The organism is Comamonas sp. C11 (genome assembly GCF_024496285.1).
In the GTDB taxonomy this organism is placed as follows: domain Bacteria; phylum Pseudomonadota; class Gammaproteobacteria; order Burkholderiales; family Burkholderiaceae_C; genus Comamonas; species Comamonas testosteroni_F.
Genome location: NZ_CP101743.1, coordinates 1,725,007 through 1,745,418, shown reverse-complemented (window position 1 = coordinate 1,745,418; position 20,412 = coordinate 1,725,007). Strand labels below are relative to the sequence as shown.

The 20,412-nt window shown below is 60.1% G+C and carries 21 protein-coding genes and 2 tRNA genes; 8 read left to right on the top strand and 15 right to left on the bottom strand.

What is annotated here, in order from left to right:
* Positions 1-274 precede the first annotated feature (274 nt).
* The 4 genes from NOX35_RS07955 (at position 275) to NOX35_RS07940 (ending at position 3,013) form a co-directional block, all read left to right on the top strand.
* Positions 275-994, top strand: a complete 720-nt coding sequence (locus NOX35_RS07955; protein ID WP_182286290.1) for a hypothetical protein — start codon at positions 275-277, stop codon at positions 992-994.
* A gap of 189 nt (positions 995-1,183) precedes the next feature.
* Entirely contained in the window at positions 1,184-1,768 is a 585-nt protein-coding gene (locus NOX35_RS07950; RefSeq protein WP_256496304.1) for a hypothetical protein, read from the top strand.
* 79 nt (positions 1,769-1,847) lie between these two features.
* On the top strand, positions 1,848-2,480 hold the full coding sequence (locus NOX35_RS07945; protein ID WP_256496302.1) for a DUF938 domain-containing protein: 633 nt from the start codon (positions 1,848-1,850) through the stop codon (positions 2,478-2,480).
* 11 nt (positions 2,481-2,491) lie between these two features.
* Complete coding sequence (locus NOX35_RS07940) at positions 2,492-3,013, top strand: DUF2199 domain-containing protein (protein WP_256496301.1); 522 nt, start codon at positions 2,492-2,494, stop codon at positions 3,011-3,013.
* Between the two features lie 111 nt (positions 3,014-3,124).
* On the opposite strand, the gene NOX35_RS07935 is transcribed toward NOX35_RS07940, so the two are convergent.
* From NOX35_RS07935 to NOX35_RS07900, 8 genes are all read right to left on the bottom strand, one after another.
* Positions 3,125-4,003 carry a TIGR00730 family Rossman fold protein gene (locus NOX35_RS07935; RefSeq protein ID WP_182286286.1) on the bottom strand — a complete coding sequence of 293 codons (879 nt, stop codon included), beginning with the start codon at positions 4,001-4,003 and terminating at the stop codon, positions 3,125-3,127.
* A gap of 217 nt (positions 4,004-4,220) precedes the next feature.
* Entirely contained in the window at positions 4,221-4,598 is a 378-nt protein-coding gene (gene crcB / locus NOX35_RS07930; protein WP_182286285.1) for a fluoride efflux transporter CrcB, read from the bottom strand.
* Between the two features lie 54 nt (positions 4,599-4,652).
* The gene (gene mnhG, locus NOX35_RS07925; RefSeq protein WP_182286284.1) at positions 4,653-5,081 is read right to left on the bottom strand and encodes a monovalent cation/H(+) antiporter subunit G; all 429 of its coding nucleotides are present in this window, start codon (positions 5,079-5,081) and stop codon (positions 4,653-4,655) included.
* Complete coding sequence (locus tag NOX35_RS07920) at positions 5,078-5,356, bottom strand: K+/H+ antiporter subunit F (protein WP_003057255.1); 279 nt, start codon at positions 5,354-5,356, stop codon at positions 5,078-5,080. The genes mnhG and NOX35_RS07920 overlap by 4 nt, the downstream gene beginning before the upstream one ends.
* Complete coding sequence (locus tag NOX35_RS07915; protein ID WP_182286283.1) at positions 5,353-5,853, bottom strand: Na+/H+ antiporter subunit E; 501 nt, start codon at positions 5,851-5,853, stop codon at positions 5,353-5,355. Before NOX35_RS07915 ends, NOX35_RS07920 begins: the two co-directional genes overlap by 4 nt.
* On the bottom strand, positions 5,850-7,682 hold the full coding sequence (locus NOX35_RS07910) for a monovalent cation/H+ antiporter subunit D (protein WP_182286282.1): 1,833 nt from the start codon (positions 7,680-7,682) through the stop codon (positions 5,850-5,852). The genes NOX35_RS07915 and NOX35_RS07910 overlap by 4 nt, the downstream gene beginning before the upstream one ends.
* Positions 7,679-8,044 (bottom strand): Na+/H+ antiporter subunit C, encoded by a 366-nt coding sequence (locus NOX35_RS07905; protein WP_182286281.1) that lies wholly within the window; start codon positions 8,042-8,044, stop codon positions 7,679-7,681. Before NOX35_RS07905 ends, NOX35_RS07910 begins: the two co-directional genes overlap by 4 nt.
* Positions 8,044-11,019 (bottom strand): monovalent cation/H+ antiporter subunit A, encoded by a 2,976-nt coding sequence (locus tag NOX35_RS07900; protein ID WP_182286280.1) that lies wholly within the window; start codon positions 11,017-11,019, stop codon positions 8,044-8,046. The genes NOX35_RS07905 and NOX35_RS07900 overlap by 1 nt, the downstream gene beginning before the upstream one ends.
* A 227-nt stretch (positions 11,020-11,246) precedes the next feature.
* Here NOX35_RS07900 and NOX35_RS07895 point away from each other — a divergent pair, with 227 nt between their 5' ends.
* The 4 genes from NOX35_RS07895 to murI all read left to right on the top strand — a co-directional run bounded on the left by NOX35_RS07895 (position 11,247) and on the right by murI (position 13,966).
* A complete protein-coding gene (locus NOX35_RS07895) occupies positions 11,247-11,711 on the top strand; it encodes a GNAT family N-acetyltransferase (protein WP_256496300.1) in 465 nt (154 codons plus the stop codon).
* Positions 11,712-11,760: 49 nt separating this feature from the next.
* The gene (locus NOX35_RS07890) at positions 11,761-12,351 is read left to right on the top strand and encodes a hypothetical protein (RefSeq protein WP_256496299.1); all 591 of its coding nucleotides are present in this window, start codon (positions 11,761-11,763) and stop codon (positions 12,349-12,351) included.
* A 240-nt stretch (positions 12,352-12,591) separates the two neighbouring features.
* Entirely contained in the window at positions 12,592-12,984 is a 393-nt protein-coding gene (locus NOX35_RS07885) for a hypothetical protein (protein WP_232538147.1), read from the top strand.
* 85 nt (positions 12,985-13,069) lie between these two features.
* Complete coding sequence (murI, locus tag NOX35_RS07880) at positions 13,070-13,966, top strand: glutamate racemase (RefSeq protein ID WP_182286277.1); 897 nt, start codon at positions 13,070-13,072, stop codon at positions 13,964-13,966.
* 9 nt (positions 13,967-13,975) lie between these two features.
* Here murI and NOX35_RS07875 read toward each other — a convergent pair whose 3' ends face one another.
* From NOX35_RS07875 to NOX35_RS07845, 7 genes are all read right to left on the bottom strand, one after another.
* Positions 13,976-14,593, bottom strand: a complete 618-nt coding sequence (locus tag NOX35_RS07875) for a M48 family metallopeptidase (protein WP_182286276.1) — start codon at positions 14,591-14,593, stop codon at positions 13,976-13,978.
* A gap of 74 nt (positions 14,594-14,667) precedes the next feature.
* Entirely contained in the window at positions 14,668-15,297 is a 630-nt protein-coding gene (locus NOX35_RS07870; protein ID WP_003061017.1) for a DUF6806 family protein, read from the bottom strand.
* Positions 15,298-15,523: 226 nt separating this feature from the next.
* A tRNA-Leu gene (locus tag NOX35_RS07865) sits at positions 15,524-15,612 on the bottom strand.
* A gap of 99 nt (positions 15,613-15,711) precedes the next feature.
* Positions 15,712-15,787, bottom strand: a tRNA-Gly gene (locus tag NOX35_RS07860).
* A 99-nt stretch (positions 15,788-15,886) separates the two neighbouring features.
* On the bottom strand, positions 15,887-17,509 hold the full coding sequence (locus tag NOX35_RS07855) for a FadD3 family acyl-CoA ligase (protein ID WP_256496298.1): 1,623 nt from the start codon (positions 17,507-17,509) through the stop codon (positions 15,887-15,889).
* Positions 17,510-17,512: 3 nt separating this feature from the next.
* The gene (locus tag NOX35_RS07850; RefSeq protein ID WP_256496297.1) at positions 17,513-18,580 is read right to left on the bottom strand and encodes a ferredoxin--NADP reductase; all 1,068 of its coding nucleotides are present in this window, start codon (positions 18,578-18,580) and stop codon (positions 17,513-17,515) included.
* An 83-nt stretch (positions 18,581-18,663) separates the two neighbouring features.
* A complete protein-coding gene (locus tag NOX35_RS07845; protein WP_256496296.1) occupies positions 18,664-20,400 on the bottom strand; it encodes an FAD-binding protein in 1,737 nt (578 codons plus the stop codon).
* Positions 20,401-20,412 lie beyond the last annotated feature (12 nt).

Below are 20,412 nucleotides of genomic sequence, written 5' to 3'. Positions count from 1 at the left end.
CTCGGCGGCGAGGCGGCATCCGCTCTCGGCCATCGGCGCAGCACCGATGACAAAGCCGATGTGCTGGCCAATCCGACATTGGGCACACCGCCGCCATCAGCAAGCAAAGCTTTCGGGGTTCACGGCAACGCGATGCCTAGTCTTCATCGAAATCAGGGCTTCTTGGTAAATACGAGACACAGATACCAAGCATGCTATTTAAGATATGCGACAGAGTGGGTATTTGTCTGACACCGTCCAGAATGATTTGCATCGCAAGCACAAGGAGTTCAGCATGAGCCATGTTGCAGCAAAGATGGTGACCGGTGCGCTGGTGGCGCTCTCGGGCTTCGCTTGCGCACAGACTCAGCAGCCATCAGCTGCGCCCAAGCCATTGCCTCCCCCTGCGACTCAGGTACTGGTCCCCCAGGGCGTCTATGCGCAGATCGACACCAGACTGGGGCAGGAGGCTCTTCGCTTGCTGTCGCAGGGCACGCCTCAGCAGCAGCAAGCCGTGCTCGAGCGCATACGCGCCGCGCCCGAACGCTTTCAACCGCCCGTGTTCTATGTGCTGTCGCAAACACTGTTCAAGGCCGGTCTGCGGGACGAGGCTGCCTTCTGGTTCTACGCCGGCCAGCTGCGTGCCCGCTTCGATGCCAACCGCTGTGCCGACGTCACTGCCAGGCAAGCGGTCGATGTGATGAATCAGAGCTATGGAGCCCCCATCAACCGCTATCTGTTTCAGGATCTGGACAAGGCTCAGGAATTGATCGCCAGGGTCGTGGACTGGGATCGCCGCACGCCCCACGCCTACGACCCGCACTGGATCAATCTGCACGGCATGCAGGCGGTTCAGGCCTCCCGGGACCCGCAACTGGCTGCCAGGCTGACGATGGAATCGCTGAGCCTGCCAGCCGCACAGTGGCCTACCCTGGCCGAGCAGACGCGCACCAAGTACCTGCAGGGCTTTCAGGAAGCCATCAGCCAGCTCAAGGCCGAGTCAAAATCCAAGTGAAGATCGCTACAGCCCCAGGTCTCCATCCCTTAGGTAGAAATCGCTTGCGGCTACTCTTTTTGAACAATCTTCCGGCAAGACTCCGCGCAAGCTTGATGGCAGCCCCTATTGGCACATATCCTGTTTGCTCTACGATGACTCAGACCTCTGCACCCTGGGCCGCTGCAATGCGACTCAAAAGGAGTCCTCATGCACAAGCCTTTTGCGCTGTTGGCGACCACCGCCCTCGTCGCCTTGCTGACCGCCTGCCTGGTACCTGAACGGTTCGCCGCCAGCGTGGAAGTACAGGCTGACGGCAGCTACAGCTACCACTTTGACGGCACGGTAGTGAATGCCCTGGCCGTGATGAAGCTCAGAAAGCAGGGCGTGCTGAGCGAGAAGGACCACCAGGAGCTGGCTGCGCAAGCGCAGCAACTGAGCCGCGAACCGGAGGTCAGGAAAGCCGTCTACAAAGGCAATGCGCGCTATGCACTGGAGATTGCCGGCCAGAGAAATCCCGGCGAAGGCCTGCGATTGCTGGACATGTTCACCGTGCAGACAGACAGGAACGGCGTGATGACGATTGCCGCCAAGCCGCTCAAGGACAAGGAAAAGAGAGACTTCGCGCAACTGGGCATCACCATGAATGGCAGCCTGAAAGTCAGTCTGCCCGGCAATGCCGAGGTGCTCTCGCAAAACGCCAGCTCCACGCCCACGCTGGGCCTGGGTGCATACAGCTGGAAAATCGGCGGCCTGAGCGTGCGGCCCGAGATCAGGCTGCGCTTCAAGCCTTGAAGACTGTCACAGTGCTCGGACTTGCCATTTCGGGAGAAGATGTCCGCACGATTTCCCGTGTCTGCCCGCCAAGTTTCCTATGACCCCGAACCTTCCATCGACAGCCCCGCAACTGCCTTTTTCCCAGGCCTGCGAAAACAATCAGGCCGCTATTTGCGAGGTGCTGCAATCCGCTTTTCAGCACAGCCGGCATGTGCTGGAGATAGGCTCCGGCACCGGGCAGCACAGCGTGTACTTCGCTCCGCGCCTGCCGCAGCTGGTCTGGCAGACCAGCGACCTGGCCGACAGTCATGCAGGCATCCAGGCCTGGCACGCCGCCCATGAATCCCCCAATCTGCGTGCTCCGCTGGAGTTCGACCTGGCGAGCAGTGGCTGGCCGGCAAGTGCGGCACCATCAGGCTTTGATGCCGTCTTTACCAGCAATACCTGTCATATCGTGGCCTGGCCGCTGGTACAGCGCATGTTCGAGCTGGCTGGATCGCATCTGCCCGACGGCGGCGTGTTTGCCATCTATGGCCCGTTCAACTATGGTGGTCGTTTCACCTGCGACAGCAACCGGGCCTTCGACGCTTGGCTGCGCCAGCGCGATGCGCGCAGCGGCCTGCGCGACTTTGAAGCCATCGTGGCCCTGGCCGGTCAGCACGGCCTGCAGCTTGAACTCGACCAGGCCATGCCGGCCAACAACCGCACGCTGGTCTTTCGCAAACGCTGAGCCCTTACACCATGGCCGCCATCTTTGCCTACCGATGCAGCAAATGCGATGAGATTCACGAAGGATCGCCAAGCTTTGCTTTCGATGCCCCTGCGCCCTACCGACGCCTGAACGAGCAAGAACGCGAGGCATGGGCGCAGCTGACCGACGACCTCTGCGTCATCGCCCACCCAGAAGGCACGCAATACTATGTGCGCGCAATTCTGGAAGTGCCGATTCATGGCGTGGACGAGCCCTTTCTCTGGGGCATCTGGGTGTCGGCCAGCGAAGCCAGCTTTCACCGCTATCTGGACTCCTACGACAAACCGCCCGAAGACCCGACTTTCTTTGGCTGGCTGTCCAATCTGATTGCTGTCTACCCCACGCAAAAGTCACGTCCGGCCGATGTGCATATCCAGGCCGACGGTACACGTCCGCGCGTGGTGCTGCACCGCAGCGATGAAGAAAGCGATGCTCTGGTCGTCGACCAGCATGAAGGCATTTCGATCGCGCGCGCCCAGCAACTGGCCGAGCAATCGCTGCATGGCATTTAGGCAGAACCAGGCCCGAGCGCTGACTCCGCCGAAGCTATCGGCCATCCGTTGATGCGCAATAAAAAACCGCCAGAGGAAATCCTTCTGGCGGCTTGGGGTTGGCGTGACCGCTTATCCGTTGTTCCAGCCGGTCTTGTAGAACTGCTGGATGAAGGACCAGGCCTCGGCCGGATCATCGGTGTAGCGGAACAGGTTCAGATCCTTGGCGGAAATGGTGCCCTCTTCCACCAGCACGTCGAAGTTCAGCACCCGCTTCCAGAACTCCGTGCCGAACAGAATCACGGGCACAGGCTTGCTCTTGTGGGTCTGAACCAGCGTCAGCACCTCAAACAGCTCGTCCATGGTGCCGAAGCCGCCAGGGAAGGCTACCAGCGCCTTGGCACGCATCATGAAATGCATTTTGCGCAGCGCAAAGTAGTGGAATTTGAAGCTCAGCCCCGGCGTGATGTAAGGGTTGCCATGCTGTTCATGCGGCAGATAGATGTTCAGCCCAACATTGGGAGCACCCGCATCATGCGCGCCGCGGTTGGCCGCCTCCATGATGCCGGGACCTCCGCCAGTGCAGATGTAAAAGCGCTCGCTGGGCGCCTGCTTCATGCCTTCGGTCGCCACTATGCGCGCAAAGGCACGTGCCGCCTCATAGCGCTCGGCATTGCGCATGCCGCGCTCGGCCAGCGCCATACGCTGGGTATCGCCACTGGCCTTCGCTTCTGCAAGCTGCTGACGCGCCTGCTCCATATCCACAAAGCGCGCGCTTCCGTAGACCACCACAGTGTGCTTGATGCCGCGCTCGATCTGGGTCAGATCCGGCTTGAGCATTTCCAGCTGCATGCGGATGCCACGCGTTTCACGGCGGAACATGAACTCCGGATCGGCGAATGCAAGGCGGTTGGATTGAGGTTCCAGCTCTTTGCCGTTATGGGCCTGGTTGTGCAGCTCGGCCCAGGCATTGGCCAGATCGGTATCGGACAGGGGTGAAGAAATTTGCATGGACCCTCGGTTCTTAGAATGCTGAGTGGCACGGGCTACAGCCATCCCTAAAGATTTCGTAGCGCTGACCGCCCATCCGTCAAGTACTTCAAGCTCAAATGCACTTGTAGTGCAGATGATGCTTGCACTATACGCTCACAAAGCTATAGCCAATGAGAGTATTTCGCCTCTAAACGCTGAAGCAGTTTGCCTCAATAGTGACAAATGGTCTGCCAGCTTAACGACTGAACCCGATGCTCCAGCTGAGCATGCCCATGTAGGTCATGAACAGAGAGCCGAGCAGGTGCAGGCTGGTCCAGCCCAGGGCTGCGACCAGGCGCTGCTGCTGCAGCAGGCCGATGACCTCGGCCGAGTAGCTGGAAAACGTGGTCAGAGCACCGAGAAAGCCGGTGATGATGGCCAGTTTCCAGGCCGGATCCAGCTGGGGCATGGCTTGAAACAGCGCAATGAAGACGCCGATCAGATAGCCGCCGATCAGATTGGCGGCAAGAGTGCCCCATGGCATGCTGGCTCCGGCACTAAGCCATAGTCCCAGCCCCCAGCGCGACAGGGCGCCCAGGCAGGCACCGATGCAGATGGCAACAATATTGAGCATGGCTGCCAATCTAGCGCAAGACGGCCACCCTGCAGGGCTTGGACTCCAAGGATTTCAGCCTTTGTTCGCCAATGGTTTTTCGTCGGCTTCGGCTGCCTCTTCCTCGTCCAGAGGTTCGTTGCGCACCAGGTTGCTGAGCGTGGGCGGTACGCTCTCTCCTGCTCGGCGCGAGCGAAACAGCGCTGCGCGCATGAGGAAGATGGTGGTGATGGGCACGGTCACGGCAATGAAGATGGCAATCAGCACCGAGTGCATGACAAAGCCCTGACCGCTGACGGAAAAGTAAATCCAGGTGGCATGCATGATGAGCCAGCAGCCCATGGTGGCGATGATGGAGGGCGCATGCACGCGCTCGAAATAGCTTTTGAGCCGCAGCAGCCCTACCGAGCCCATGAGAGCAATCAGCGAACCACCGAAGACCAGGGCCGCCACCAGAATCTGGGCCCACAGCGGCAGATCCACGCCAATGACCTCGGTACTCATTCGATCACCTCGCCGCGCAGCAGAAACTTGGCCATGGCCGTGGAGCCGACGCAGCCGAACAGGGCCACCAGCAAGGCCGCCTCAAAATAGTTGGTGCTGTCATACAGAATACCCATGACCAGCATGGCCAGCATGCCGTTGAGGTACATGCAGTCCAGTGCCAGCACGCGGTCTTGCGCATGCGGCCCCTTGAGCAGGCGCAACACCGAGCACCCCATGGCCGCCAGCAGCATGACCAGAGATGCCATCAGCACCCAATAAAACCAGGGATTCATTCGAAAATCTCCATCAGCAGGCTCTCGTAGCGAGACTTCACAAAGTCAGCCAGCTTCCTGGCATCCTCCACCTCCAGCGCATGCAGCAGCAGCATGGAGCGGTCACGCGAAATCTCGGCCCAGGAAGTGCCGGGCGTCAGGCAGACGATCATGGCCAGTACTGCCAGTCCGTTGGGATCGCGCAGCTCGAGAGGAATATGGACAAAGGCCGCCGGATGCTTGCGCATGCGAGGCAGCAGCAGAAACCGCACCACATTGAAGTTGGAGACCGAGGTGTCGCAGACCACACGAAATGCCAGCTTGAGAATGCTCAGCGGATGGCTGACCCGCACCGGCAAGGGGCGCAGGCCGCGCAGCAGCACGGGAATCAGCAGACCCAGGATCAGGCCCAGCAAGATCTGGCCGGCACTGACCGAGCGGTTGAGCAGCAACCACAGCACCAGCAGAGCCACCGACAGCAGCGGTGCCGGGAAGATGGATTTCATGATGTTCTTCATGGACGGCCCTCCTCTTTCTGAGCCGAGGCTGCGGTCTGAGTAGCGGCATCCTGCGCAGCTTCGCTTTCATCGCCAATACCCGGGACGGGCTCCGCCTGCATTTCCAGCGCTGCAGCACGTGCCGCCGCCTCGGGACCCGCGGCCTCCTGAGCCTTCTTTTCCTTGGGCGCGGGGACCGGAGCAAGACCCAGGACGGTACGCACATAGACATCGGGCGAATGCAGTGCATTGGCAGCCCGCTGGGTATAGCGCATCACGTCATCGGCTTTGATCGTCAGCACCACACAGCACAGCAGCAGTGCGACGATGGGCAAGCCTTCCGCCACCTTGAGTGATGGCGCGTTCTGCTCCGGATTGGCCCAGAAATGCCGGATGCCGGTGCGCGTGAGTGCCACCAACGCCATCAAACCCGTGATGATGAGCAAGGCCACCATGCTCCAGCCCAGCGGACCTGCCTTCACTCCACTGGATGTACCCATGCCCAGCGGGTTGAGCAGACTGGTCAGCATGGCAAATTTGCCGAGAAAGCCGGACAGTGGCGGCAGGCCCGAGATCAGCAAGGTGCAGGCCATGAAGCTCAGACCCAGAAAAGCCGCCGCTGCCGGGAAGGCCCGGCCGATCATGAGCTCTTCATCATCGTCGAGATTGAAGCCTTCGGTGGGCAACAGTTCTGCATTGAGGAATGGCGCTTCATTGTCCTCATAGGGCTCGCCCGCATCGTCATCCACGCGCCAGCGGTCTACCACATCGGCAATCAGGAACAGGGCCGCCACGGCCAGCGTGGAGCCCGGCAGGTAATACAGCAGGCCCGCAGTCAGCAGATTCTGGCCAAAACCCGTCGCGGCCAGCAGAGTGCCGGACGAAAGAATGGCGGCGAAGCCCGCCAGATGGGTCAGCCGCTGCGAGCCCAGCATGCCGATGGCACCAAAAGCCATGGTCAGCATGCCGCCCACGATCAGCCAGGTGCTGCCAAACAGGGCCGATGCCCCGGCTTCCGAGCTGAACAGCAGGGTCCACAGGCGCAAGATGACATAGACCCCCACCTTGGTCATGAGCGCAAACAGGGCGCCCACGGGCGCGGTCGCCGCGCTGTAGCCTGGCACCAGCCAGAAGTTCAGCGGCCATAGCGCCGCCTTGATCAGAAATGCCGTGCCCAGCACACCCGCTGCCGCATGCAGCAGGCCGCGGTCAGCATCCTGCACCTGCGGAATGGCCCGGGCCAGATCGGCCATATTGAGCGTTCCGGTAATGCCGTAGAGCATGGACACGCCGATCAGGAACAGCGAAGACGCTGCCAGATTGATGGCGATATAGTGAAGACCTGCCTGAATGCGCGTGCTGCCGGAACCATGCAGCAGCAAACCGTAAGAGGCTGCCAGCATGATCTCGAAGAACACAAACAGATTGAACAGGTCTGCCGTGATGAAGGCCCCGCTGAGCCCCATCAGCTGCAGCTGGAACAAGGGGTGGAAGTGCACTCCGGCCTTGTGCCAGCGCGCAGCGGAAAACACCAGCGCGGCCAGTGCCACCACATAGGTGACCAGCAGCATCAGGGCAGTCAGCCTGTCCAGCGCCAGCGCGATGCCAAAGGGCGCCGGCCAGTTGCCGGGCATATAGACCGACATGGTGACGGCAGAGCCCGCCTGGTTGGTCCAGCCCAGCAGCATGACCACGATCACCAGACTGACAGTGGTGGACAGGATGTTCATGCCCAGCTTCAGGCGCTGACGCTCTTCACGCAAAAACAGCATCAGCGCTGCCGTCAGCATGGGCAGCATGATGGGAGCCAGCATCAGGTGCGGCATCAGATGCTCAATCCACCCGGTCATAGCATTTCCTGTTCGGTACGCGAGTGCATGCCATCCACATGGTCGTTTCCAGAAGCGCCGCGCGATGCCAGCAGCACGACCAGGAACAGCGCCGTCATGGCAAAGCCGATGACGATGGCGGTCAGCACCAGGGCCTGTGGCATGGGGTCGGCATAGTGCGACAAATCGGTCGGTACACCGTTTTGCAGCACCGGCACCTTGTTGATCGACAGGCCCTGACGTCCCATGGAGAAAATGAACAGATTGACGGCATATGACAGCAGCGCCAGCCCCATGATGACCTGGTAGCTGCGCGGGCGCAGCAGCAGCCAGACGCCCGAGCCGGTGAGCACACCGATGGCAATGGCCAGAACGATTTCCATTACATACCTCCCCTTGCCAGTGCTGCAGCTGTGGCGGCCTGCACCTCGGCCTCGGCCTTCCTGGCCTCTTGTTCCTGCTCTTCCAGCAAGCGCGCATGGAAGCGATGTCCGCGCACCGACTGGTGAGCGATCGCTGTCAGGATCAGCATGGTGGATCCCACCACCAGCGCAAACACGCCAATATCGAAGAAGGTGGCGCTGGCGAGATGCACATGCCCCACCAACGGCAGCGAAAAGTCAAAGCTGTGGCTGGTCAGGAAGGGGTAGCCAACGGCCACAGAGCCCAGGCCCGTGCCCAGTGCAAACAGCAGACCCGCGGCAATCCAGCGACGCGGATACAGCGGCAGATGCGCCTCCACCCAATGCGTGCCCGAGATGATGTATTGCATCAGCAAGGCGACCGAAAACACCAGCCCCGCCACAAACCCGCCGCCAGGCTGGTTATGGCCGCGCACAAAGATATAGGCAGCCACCAGCGTCGCAAACGGCAGCAGCAGCCGCACCAGCACAGCTGGCACCATCAGGTAGCCCACGGCTGTATCGCTGGCATTGCGCGGGTTGAGCAGGTCGGTCTGCAAATCGCCAGGCACATAGCGCTGCTGCTCCGGGATGTCCATGGCCTCGCGTGCGGGACGGAAGCGGCGCAGCAGCGCATAGATGACGATGGCCACAATGCCCAGCACCACGATTTCGCCAAAGGTATCGAAGCCGCGGAAGTCCACCAGCATCACATTGACCACATTGGTGCCGCCACCGCCGCCCAGCGCGTTTTCGAGGAAGAAGGTGGAGGTGCTTTCATAGAAAGGCCGGCTCATCATGGCAAACGCCAGCCAGGCCATGCCGCCGCCGACAATCAGCGACAGCACCAGATCGCGCAGGCGGCGTGCCTTGGCCCTGGCATCGGCGTTATCGGCCGCACGCATATTCTTGTCCCGTTTAGGCAGCCAGCGCAGCCCCAGCAGGATCAGCACCGTGGTGGCGACTTCAACTACCAGCTGGGTCAGAGCCAGATCGGGAGCCGAGAACCAGAGGAAGGTCAGCACCGTGCACAGCCCCGTGCCGCCGAGCATGATCAATGCGGTCATCCGGTGGTACTTGGCTTTCCAGGCTGTGCCCAGTGCACACAGGCAGCCAATCGCCCAGAGCAGCACAAAAGCCGAAGACACGGGCAAAGTGCCGCGATTGCCCAGCTTCATGCCCCATAGCCACATTGGCAATGCTGCTGCCACCAGAGCAACGCAGACCAGCCACAGCATCTGCCACTGCAGGCGGCGCGTGGACAGACTGCGGCGCCCTGCCCTGCCCAGCCAGGTGATGCGAGCCAGCAGATTCTCAAAAATCTTGCGACCGCTGACACGGCCCAGCACGGGCGTGGTGTCGAAGTGTCCGACCGTTCGCTGCCAGCGCAGCATGGTGTAGAGCACGATACCGCCGGCCAGCGCCACCAGGCTCATGATCAGCGGCATGTTCCAGCCATGCCAGATGGCCAGACTGTACTGAGGCAAGTCACCGCCTACGACTGGAGTCGCAGCGACAGCCAGAAAACCGCCCACCGCCCAGGCCGGGAAGATGCCGACGATCAGGCAAGCCAGGACGAGCAGCTCCACCGGCACGCGCATCCAGTGCGGTGGCTCGTGCGGCTCGTGAGGGAGATCGTTTGCCTGGGGGCCAAAAAAGACATCGAACGTAAAGCGCAGCGAATAGGCCACGCTGAACATACCCGCCACGGTCGCAACCACGGGCAGCACGGTCTTGACCCAGGGCGCTGCATCCAGATAGACCGTCTCGGCAAAGAACATTTCCTTGGAGATGAATCCGTTGAGCAGCGGCACACCAGCCATCGCGGCACTGGCCACACAGGCCAGCGTGGCCGTGATCGGCATCATGAAGCGCAAACCCGAGAGACGCCGGATGTCACGCGTGCCGCTTTCATGGTCCACAATGCCTGCAGCCATGAACAGCGAAGCCTTGAAGGTCGCGTGATTCATGATGTGAAAAACTGCGGCCACGGCGGCCAGCTTGCTGTTCAGGCCCAGCAGCAAGGTAATCAGACCCAGGTGCGAAATCGTTGAGTACGCGAGCAAGCCCTTGAGATCATGCTGGAACATCGCGCAATAGCCGCCAATCAACAGCGTCATGGCACCGGCTCCACCGACCAACCAGAACCATGCATCGGTGTCTGCCAGCACCGGCCACAGCCGTGCCAGCAAAAACACGCCGGCCTTGACCATGGTCGCAGAGTGCAGATAGGCCGACACGGGCGTAGGCGCCGCCATGGCATTGGGCAGCCAGAACTGGAATGGGAATTGAGCACTTTTGGTGAGCGCACCAAGCAAAATCAGCACCAATGCCAACAGATAGAGGTGACTGTCGCGAATCTGCTGCCCAGCAGCCAGCACATTGTCGAGGTCATAGCTGCCCACGATATGACCCAGCACCAGCATGCCCACCAGCATGGCCAGCCCGCCCGTGCCCGTGACCGTCAATGCCATGCGCGCGCCCCGGCGTGCGTCCTTGCGGTGATACCAGTAGCCAATCAGCAGAAACGAGAAAAGACTGGTCAGCTCCCAGAAAAACACCAGCTGAATGATGTTTCCCGAGAGCACCACCCCCGCCATGGCCCCCATGAAGGCCAGGAAAAACGAGAAAAAGCGCGGTACAGGATCAGTGGGCGACATGTAGTAGCGCGCGTAGAGCACCACCAGCGCACCGATGCCGAAAACCAGCATGGAGAACAGCCAGGCAAACCCGTCCATGCGGATCACCAGGTTCAGCCCCAGCGCCGGCAGCCAGGAAATCTCCTGCCTGAGCACCGCTCCATCAGCCATTTCCGGGAACAGCATTCCCACCTGAATAGCGCATATCAGCGCAATCACACCCGCGAGTGTTGATTCAGTATTGCGCGCGTTCGCAGGCAATAAGGCAGCCAGAAGGCTGCCTGCAAAAGGTAGGAGGATGAGGTATATCAAGGGCATGGGCGGATCATTCTAGAGGTTGGCGTTATTTTTTCCGCTATAAAAACCTGAGCATTTCACAGACTTTAGACCACCGTTCACCTTCATTTGATGACAGAAAATTCATCAAAACAGCGGGTTGCATGCAGATGAAGAAGTGCTTCCACAGCCGCCCTTGCGCACTGCACCGATGTCATACATCTGCTGCTGCAAAGCATTTTTGCCAAACCCAATCAATCTGCCAACCCATGCATGTACGCAGCTATCGCCCCGGAGATGAAATCGCGCCATGGCAGGTGTTTCACGATGCTGTTCATCAACTGGCAGTGAATCACTACGGCCAGGTACAGCTTGATGCCTGGGCGCCACAGCGCCCCGACTGGATGGAGTGGCGTCAGCGCATCCAGACACTCAAGCCTTTTGTCGCCTTCTGCGCCGATGACTTACCCATGGGTTATGCCGATCTGCAGGCCAATGGCTATGTCGACCACTTTTTTGTGGCTCCGCAATACGCCCGCCAGGGCGTGAGCCGATTGCTGCATGCACATATCGAACTGACAGCACGGCAAAGCGGCCTGCCTGAGCTGAGCGCCGATGTCAGTCTCAATGCCCAGGCTTTCTTCGCACATTTCGGCTTTGAGCTACAACGCCAACAAATCCCCGTCATACGTGGCATTGCCCTGAGCAACGCGCGTATGCGAAAAACCCTTTGAACCTGGCTCAGATCAAACCACCTGCACCACCCCAACAGATGCAACAAGCATGAACTGGCTCTGGAAACCTGAAACCTCCAATCCACAGAAATGGCTGATCGTCGCTTTCATGGCGGTGATGATGGGCGCACTCGCCCCCATTTTCTGGCGCAGCTTCATACCCGATGCGCATTGGCAGCTGATCGCGCTGCATCTGGCGCTGGCACTTACCGCAGCAGCCGGCATCTGGTTGCTAAGACTCCATAGACTGGGACTTTGGCAACCCGCAGGCCCCTGGCTCGGCTACGGCCCCATCAAGCGCTGGCTGATGGCCTTGCTATGCACCGCTTTCATGACTTTCATGCTCTGGTTCAACCTGGCGGCCACTCTGCCCATGGTCTATACGGCAGTCCTGGGAAGCAATACCAGCATGCAGACCATGGCCCAAAAAAAACGGGGCTCGGGCCGTCACGCCTGCCGCCATCAGCTCAAGCTGCCCGAAGTTGACTACCTGTTTTTCGAATTCTGCATTGATGAAGATGGCTACGACAGCCTGCCATCTGCCCCGTTGCCCGCCTTGCTGTCCATGCGCGAAAGCTACTTCGGCAGGCTTGTGGACAGCATTCGTCTGGCGGCCCCACTGCAAAAAGATGAGCATTGATCGCTGTGCCACAATAAAAAACTATCTGAATGACTTCTGAAACCAGCAGCAAACAAGCGCTCTAAGCTCCTTTTTTTGTCTTTTCAAGCCGCCATGCAAATTCTTCTGCCACCATTGATGCTGATTTCCGGAATGGGCTTTGCACTCAGTGCAATCACACACTTGGCAGCATTTGCAGGGCAGATCGATGCACTTGAAACGCACTTACCTCCAGATGCTCTGGGAATATTCACAAGCGTCATGAGCATCGGGATTTTTGCCGTCTGGATGCCTGCGGTACTGATTGCTCAGCGCATCAACAACGGCAATCGCCTGCAGTTTTCCTGGAAGAAGGTGCTCGCAGGCTGCCCCGCCTGGATGCGCAACAGCGCTTACGCGATCTTCATCTACGCTTTTGCCAACTTTTTTCTCGGCATTGCGGGCGGCATGGCCGAGCAGCAGCACGGCCTACGCGTGTTCTCGGGCCACTGGATGATCTTCTACAGCATGGCGTTTTGCATCTTCTTCTCGAGCTGGAACCTGCCTTCCATGCTCAAGACCCGCCACTGCCCGGCCGGGCATGAAGTCGGTCATGGTGATAATTTCTGTCCGGTCTGCGGCTTGCCTGCAACCCAGAGCAGCTCAAACTCCTGATAAACCATAGCCCTGGACACGCAGCCGGCACGCAAAGCGGCGCATACTGACGGCCGCAACATCGCCCCAACCTATCTCATGCACCATGCCCACTCCTCACTCCCCCATCGGTATTTTTGATAGCGGTGTGGGCGGCCTCAGCGTGCTGCAGGCACTGCGCCATGAGCTGCCGCACGAGCAGTTTGTCTATCTGGCCGACAGCGGCAATGCGCCCTATGGCGATGCGCGCGGCGATGCATTTGTGCAGGAGCGCAGTCTGGCCATTGCGAAATACCTGCTGGAGCAGCACGACATCAAGATTCTCGTGATTGCCTGCAATACAGCCACCGCTGCGGCCGTGGAACTGTTGCGCGAACGCCTGCCGCAACTGCCCGTCATCGGCGTGGAGCCGGCCATCAAGCCAGCCTCTTTTTCCAGCCAGACCCATCATGTGGGCGTGATAGCGACCCGAGGCACCATCTCCAGCCAACGCGTGGCGCGCCTGGTGTCGGAGCATGGCCAGCGCGCCGAGTTCCACCTCCAAGCCTGCGACGGCCTGGCCAGGGCGATCGAGCAAAGCACGGAGCTGGCATTGCCCGAGGATGCAGGCGCCACGGAGATCAGAGCACTCTGCGCAAAGTACACAAGCGCTTTAGGCAGTTTCGGCCATAAGACAGGGCAGATGGATACGCTGGTGCTGGGCTGCACCCACTATGTGTTTGTCAAGGACGATTTGCGCACCCTGCTGGGGCCCGATATTCAGTTCCTGGACACCGGCGCCCCGGTGGCACGCCAGACCCGGCGCATGCTTGAGCAGCGCAATCTGCTGGGAGCCGAGACCGATGGGTCGCTGCAGCTGGCCCAGGCCGATCAGATACAGCTCATGACAACCGGCCGCCTGACGGCCATGCAGGCCGCGGCCCAGCGTTGGCTGGATCTGCCCGTCGATTGCAGCCAGGCCGTCCACGTGTGCTCGCCCAGCGCGATGCCCACCCCCGCCTGATCTGCGCCATCAGACCCAGAGCAGTTGGCCGCCCTGGTCCAGATAACTGAGATAAAAACGCACATCGAACTCCAACTGATGGTAATCAGGCTCCATATGCGTGCATAACTGATAGAAAGCCTTGTCGTGATCCATGATGCGGATATGCGCCAGCTCATGCACGCAAATCATGCGCAAAAAGGCATCAGGCGCCTGCTTGAACATGGCCGCCACATGGATCTCGTGCCGGGCATTGAGCCGGCCTCCATGCGCAATCGCACGCCGCGTATGCAGACCCAGGGCATTGCGCACTACATGAATCTTGCTGTCGTAGGCCACCTTGTGCAACTGCCCTGCATTGCGCAGATATTGCACCTTGAACGCATCGACATAGTCATAGAGCGCCCTGTCCGTGCGAACCGAATGGGCCTGCGGATATTTGCGCAGCAGCCAGTCACCGGCCTTGCCCGAGAGCAGCCAGTCGCGCACCTGATTCTGCAGCGATGGCGCGTAGCCCGAGAGATAGGGCAATGCCAGCGGCACGGATGCATTCGTCCCTTCTTCGCCCACGCTGACGCGCGCAGCCCTGTCCTTGCGCAGTTGCTGAGTGACGGCTCCTGAATACTTGGGTGTAGGAATGGGCTTCATGACAAAAGACAAGCCCTCCACCACAGTCTCGGGACTGTAGCCCGGAGGGCTTAGTCAGCGAATGACCGAACGAATCAATGCAAATGACGAGGGCGGCGATTGCCACCATGACCGGAGGCCGAGCCCCCCGATCCACCACGTGGCGGCTTGCCCAGTTCCAGCGAGCTGACCAGGGCTTCGAAGCGCTGCGAGAACAGCTTGTCAATCTCTTGCACCACTCCGCCGAGCTCTGCGCCGTCAAAGTGACGCTCCATCATGTTGATGACATCCTGCACCAGCAAATCGCGCTGCACCTGCATGATGGCTGCGGGATTGGGGCCGACAAACAGCATCAGGAAGTCATCGCGGCTTTGCGCCTCGGCAGGAGCCTCTTCCTCATCGAACTCGGTGTCGTAGAAAGTCACCTCGATGGGCGAACCCTGCTCGGCCAGCTCGTTGAGCCCCATGCACATATCGTCCAGGGACTGACGAAAGTCATCGTCACCACGCACGGTCCAGCACATCTGCAGCAGATGTTCCTTGGCGTCGAACTGAATGCCGGGCTCTTCTTCATAGAGACTTCCCTCGCCATCAGTCAATGAGCGCGCACCAGCATAGGCCCACAAGGGGCGCAATGCATCTTGCAGCTGCTCATACGTAACATCAGCACGGAGCAGAACCTGTCCGTGGACATGAATTTCAAAAGCAGCGTTGTAACTAGACATCTTTTTTCTCTGGGAGTGCAGGCCTCGTCAGCATGACAGAACTGCGAGCCATATTGCATCGAAGCCAGGACTTTTCCAAGCGCCTTGACCAAGCCTTGACGCCCACTGCCCTACAGCATCGCAGTGGCTGAATTTTCCCACCTTCAGCAAGACTGCGGGCAGCAACGGCTAATCAAGTCACAAATAAAAAAGCCCGCTACACAAGATATAGCAGGCTTTTCAATTCTGGTGCCCCGAACCGGAATCGAACCGGTACGCTTCGTTAAAAGCGGCAGATTTTAAGTCTGCAGTGTCTACCAATTTCACCATCGGGGCCCACTTCACAACCGGCGCCGGGCGCCAGCGAGAAGTATTGCATCAGCCAGGCGACCAATGCAATAAAAAAGGGAAGCTTTTGCTTCCCTTTTCAAAATCTGGAGCGGGAAAACGGGTTCGAACCGTCGACCTATACCTTGGCAAGGTATCGCTCTACCAACTGAGCTATTCCCGCATTTCTGAAAAGCTGTGCGCCTTACAGAGCAGACTCGAATTATAGCCACGATTTTCAGCCACTTTCCGAAAACCGCCCGGCTTTTTCAGATAGTCCTGTTCAGGCCGGCTGTGAAACAGGTGCGAGCCTGCTCTTGACGATCTGCAGCAGATCGCGCTTTTGCACCTTGTTGGAGGCATTGACGGGCAGGCCATCGAGCTGCAGCACAAAGCGCGGCACCTTGTAGTTGGCCATATTGGCACGGCACCAGGCGATGAAGGCCTCCTGGTCCAGTGCCACGCCGTCGCGTGCCACCACGCAGGCACAGCCTACCTCGCCCATGCGCTCGTCTGCCACCCCGACCACGGCAACCTGCGCCACCTCGGGGTGGTTGGACAGCATGCGCTCGATTTCTGCAGGGTAGCAGTTGAAGCCGCCCACGATGAACATATCCTTGAGGCGGTCGGTAATGCGCAGATAGCCGCGCTCGTCAAGCACGCCCACATCGCCGGTATGCAACCAGCCATCTGCATCAATGGTTTCTGCCGTGGCCTTCTCATCCTCGAAGTAGCCCTGCATGATGTGATAGCCGCGCAGCAGCACCTCCCCGGCTTCGCCTGGAGCAACAGGCTGTCCTTGCTCGTCCACACAGCGCACCTCGGTCCCCGGCAGGGCCTTGCCACAGGTATTGGCCACGGTTTCCACATTGTCGGAGGGTTCGCAGAGCGTGGCACAACCACCGCACTCCGTCAGGCCGTAGGCCGTGGTGACATTCTGGATGCCCAACTCCTCGCGCATGCGCTTGATGAGAATGGGAGGTACTGTGGAAGCACCGGTCACGGAGGACTTCAAAGAACTCAGATCGAAATTCTTGAGCCCTGGATGCGCCAGCATGGACAGAAACAGGGTCGGCGGGCCTGGCAAGAAGCTGATACGGTCGCTCTCGATGCGACGCAAGATGGCCTGCGCATCAAATACCTGCTCGGGATAGACGGTAGAGCCCTGCAGCAAGGCTGCCACCCAGCCGGCCTTGTAGCCAAAGGTGTGAAAGAACGGATTGACGATCAGGTATCGGCTGCCTTCGGTCAAGCCTACCACCTCCGACCAGGCCTTGAAAGCCAGAATCGTCGGGCGGTGCGCGCACATCACTCCCTTGGGACGTCCCGTGGTGCCGGAAGTGAACATCAGATCGGCCGTATCGTCAGGCTTGATCCGGGCTTCACGCTGCTGCTGGGCTTCGGCAGTCGTGCCATCGGCCCTGGCCATGAACTGCGCCCAGTTCATATCTGCGCTAAGCAGCACCTTGTCACCGAGCACCACCACCTGATGCAGTGTGACAGGACGCAGGCCGTTCAGCAGATCCGGGTAGTAGTTGTTCAGGAAGTCACCCACGCACACCAGCACCCTGGCACGGCTGCGCTCGAGAATATCGGCAGCCTCGGCGCCCTTCATGCGGGTGTTCAAGGGCACCAGCACGCCGCCCGCAGCATGCACACCACAGGCGGCAACGATCCACTCGCTGAGATTCGGCGCCCACAGAGCCACACGATCCCCAGCCTGCACACCCAGACTCATCAAGGCACGTGCAGCCAGGCGACTCAGCTGCTGCAGCTGGGCATAGCTGATGGACTTGCCGTTTTCGACAATCGCCGCGCGACCGGCAAAGCGGCTGACCACGTCAGCCAGCATCCCGGGCAAGGTCAGCGAAGACTCGGGCATCGCATTCTGGTTGGGTTTCGACATAAGTTACTCCGGAAATTTGACGCGCAGCTTTTCACTGGTGGGCACGGATTGACAGGCCAGCGTCCACTTCCTGGACAGATCCTTGGCATCCAGCACTTCGTTGTGTCGCAGATGTACGCTGCCGTCCTGCACCTGGCACATGCAGGATGCGCACATGCCGGCCTGGCAGGAGTAGGGCACATTGATGCCAGCGCGCAGTCCGGCCTCCAGAATGGTCTCCGTGCCACTGCAGTTGAATTCGTATTCCTCGCCGTCCAGACGCAGCTGCACCAGGGCCTGGTCGACAGCTGCCTCCACGGGAGCAGTTGCCTCCTGCATCAGTTGCAGAGTCTCCTCGTCAGGCAGAGAGACAAAGCGCTCCACATGTACCTGCTCGGCAGGCATGCCGGCCTCGATCATCGCGGCCTGCGCGGCATCCATGAAGGGGCCCGGCCCGCAGATAAAGGCCTGGCCTGCATCGGCCACCCAGGGCGTGGCCCAGGCTGCGAGCTGCTTCTGCGAAGGTGCGCCTTGCACAGAGTCCAGCCAGTGAATGACCTGCAGGCGATCTGGATACTCGGCCGCCAGCTGCTGCAGGTCCTTCCTGAAGATGACCGAGCGCTCATCGCGGTTGGCATAGAACAGCACCACATTGCCCTGATGCTGCTTGAGTACGGTGCGCAAGATGGAGAACACCGGTGTGATTCCGCTGCCACCGGCCAGCAGCAAAAAGTTCTGAGACAGATTCCGGGGCGAGAACAGGCCCGAGGGAGGCATCAGCTCGATGGAGTCACCCACCTGAACCCTGTCGCAAACCCAGTTGGAACCTCGTCCCTTGTCGACGCGCTTGACAGTCACCCGCAAGGCATCGTCGAGCATCGGGGCACTGGACATGGAGTAGCAGCGAGGCACATAGCGGCCCTCGATAGGCAGTCGCAGAGTCAGAAACTGGCCGGGCCTATAGCTGAATTGCTCAGCCAGAGCCTCTGGCACCTCGAACACAATTGACTTGGTATCGTGCGTCTCGTCAATCACCGCGCGCACGCGCAGCGGGTGATACCGCGACGCGGTTGTTGTGGCTTCACTGCTCATTTATTCTTACCCCTTGCTCACTCACTCTTTTTGTGCAACCTTGCACTGGCGCCCCGGCACAAGATCGTCCCCAATCCACGGGGTCAGGAACTGACGCTCTCCACAGCGGATGCCTGCTGGCGCGCGGCCTGGCCAGCCAGGGACTTTTCATCCTCAAGCGCCGCCGCCTTGCCCGCTCGGCGGCCCGAGAACACGCAGTCGGCCAGGGACAAGCCGCTCACATAACGCGAGGAAGCCACACCAATGGCGGTGCGCCCCGCAGCATACAGACCGGGAATGTCATAGCCGGCACCGTCAATCACTGCACCGTTGTCCTCGTTGACCTTGAGGCCACCAAGGCTCAGGACGGCCAGCGGAAACATCTTCTGGCTGATGGAGATATCGATGGCAAACAGCGAGCCGCCCTTGAACTCATGGCGCATGTCCTGGGACTTGCCCAACGGGTCTTCGATCTCACCGCGTGCAGCGGCATTGGCGCGATCGAACTGGAGCTGCAGCACTGTTGCATCCATGCGAAGCTTTTTGGCCAAGTCGGCGACAGATTTGCCCTTGATCGCGACCTTGTACATCAGCGCCAGCGCGGGCATGGACTGGAAGCCCCACAAACCGCCAAACAGGCACTGCCAGGCAGCCTGCCTGCGCAGCTTGCTATCAATGATGAGCCAGGCCTTCCCCCCCTGCTTTTCCATCATCTCGTAGCCGAGCTTGGCACCGTAGACCTGTTCGTTGCAGAAACGCTCGCCTTTGGTATTGACCACCAGACCTCTGGGCCAGACCGAGGGTGGCGTGATGAAGCGCCAGGCCGAGATATTGTTCAGATCCTGAGCGATCCCTCCCACGGATTGCCCGAGCCGCAGACCGGAGCCATCGCAGCCCGCAGCACCGGTCAGCCAGCCGGGCTTGTAAGCCGGCGCATGTCGCTCCAGCAGGTCCGAATTGAAGATATAGCCGCCAGTGGACAGCACCACACCTTTGCGGGCACGGATGTAGCGCTTCTCGCCGATCTCGCTCTCGATCTGCGCAGCTTCACGACGACCCGCCTGGGCACGTGGCGCCTGATACAAACGCCACTTGGCCACCAGCTCATCGAGCTTCTTGTGGCGTTCGGTACGTGGATCGCCTTCGGGCAACACCATCACCTCCACGCCCAATACACGGCCGCTGTCCTTCTCGCGCACCAGGCGCTGGACGCGGGCCTGCGTCAATGTACGGGCTCCGTGCGCCAATGTGGATTTTTGCAGCGCGGCGAAGAACGTCGCTCCCGACTGCCCCTTGGCCACCACGCGGTGACCGCGCGGTGCGGGCTTCTTGGCCAGCTGCGGGTTGCCGTAGGCGGGCACCACTTCGTTTCCCGAGTAGTACAGATACATGCCATCGGCCGGATAGGAGGTCTTGTACGCAGGCATGGTCGACGCAAAGGTGGCGCCCTGCTTTTCCAGCCAGTTCAGGTTGGCCACGCTGTCGCGGCTGAAGCGAGCCAGAGTCTCGTCACTGACCACACCATTGACCTCATGCTTGAGGTAGGCAGTCATGGCTTCGGGCGAATCCTCGAAGCCTGCCTCCTTCTGATATCGGGTACCACCACCGGCATAGACCACACCGCCTGACAGCACACTGGCGCCACCGCCGCTGAAGCGATCTATCACCAGAACTTCGGCCCCCTGCTCGCGCGCCTCAATTGCTGCACTGGCACCCGCGCCCCCCCAGCCGACCACCACCACATCGCTGGCATCGGACCACTGGACCTCATCGGCCGACTCCACATCCAAGACCGCTCCCACCGGATTGATGGTGCTGACATGCTTTTTGAAACTGGACATTTCCGCGCCTCC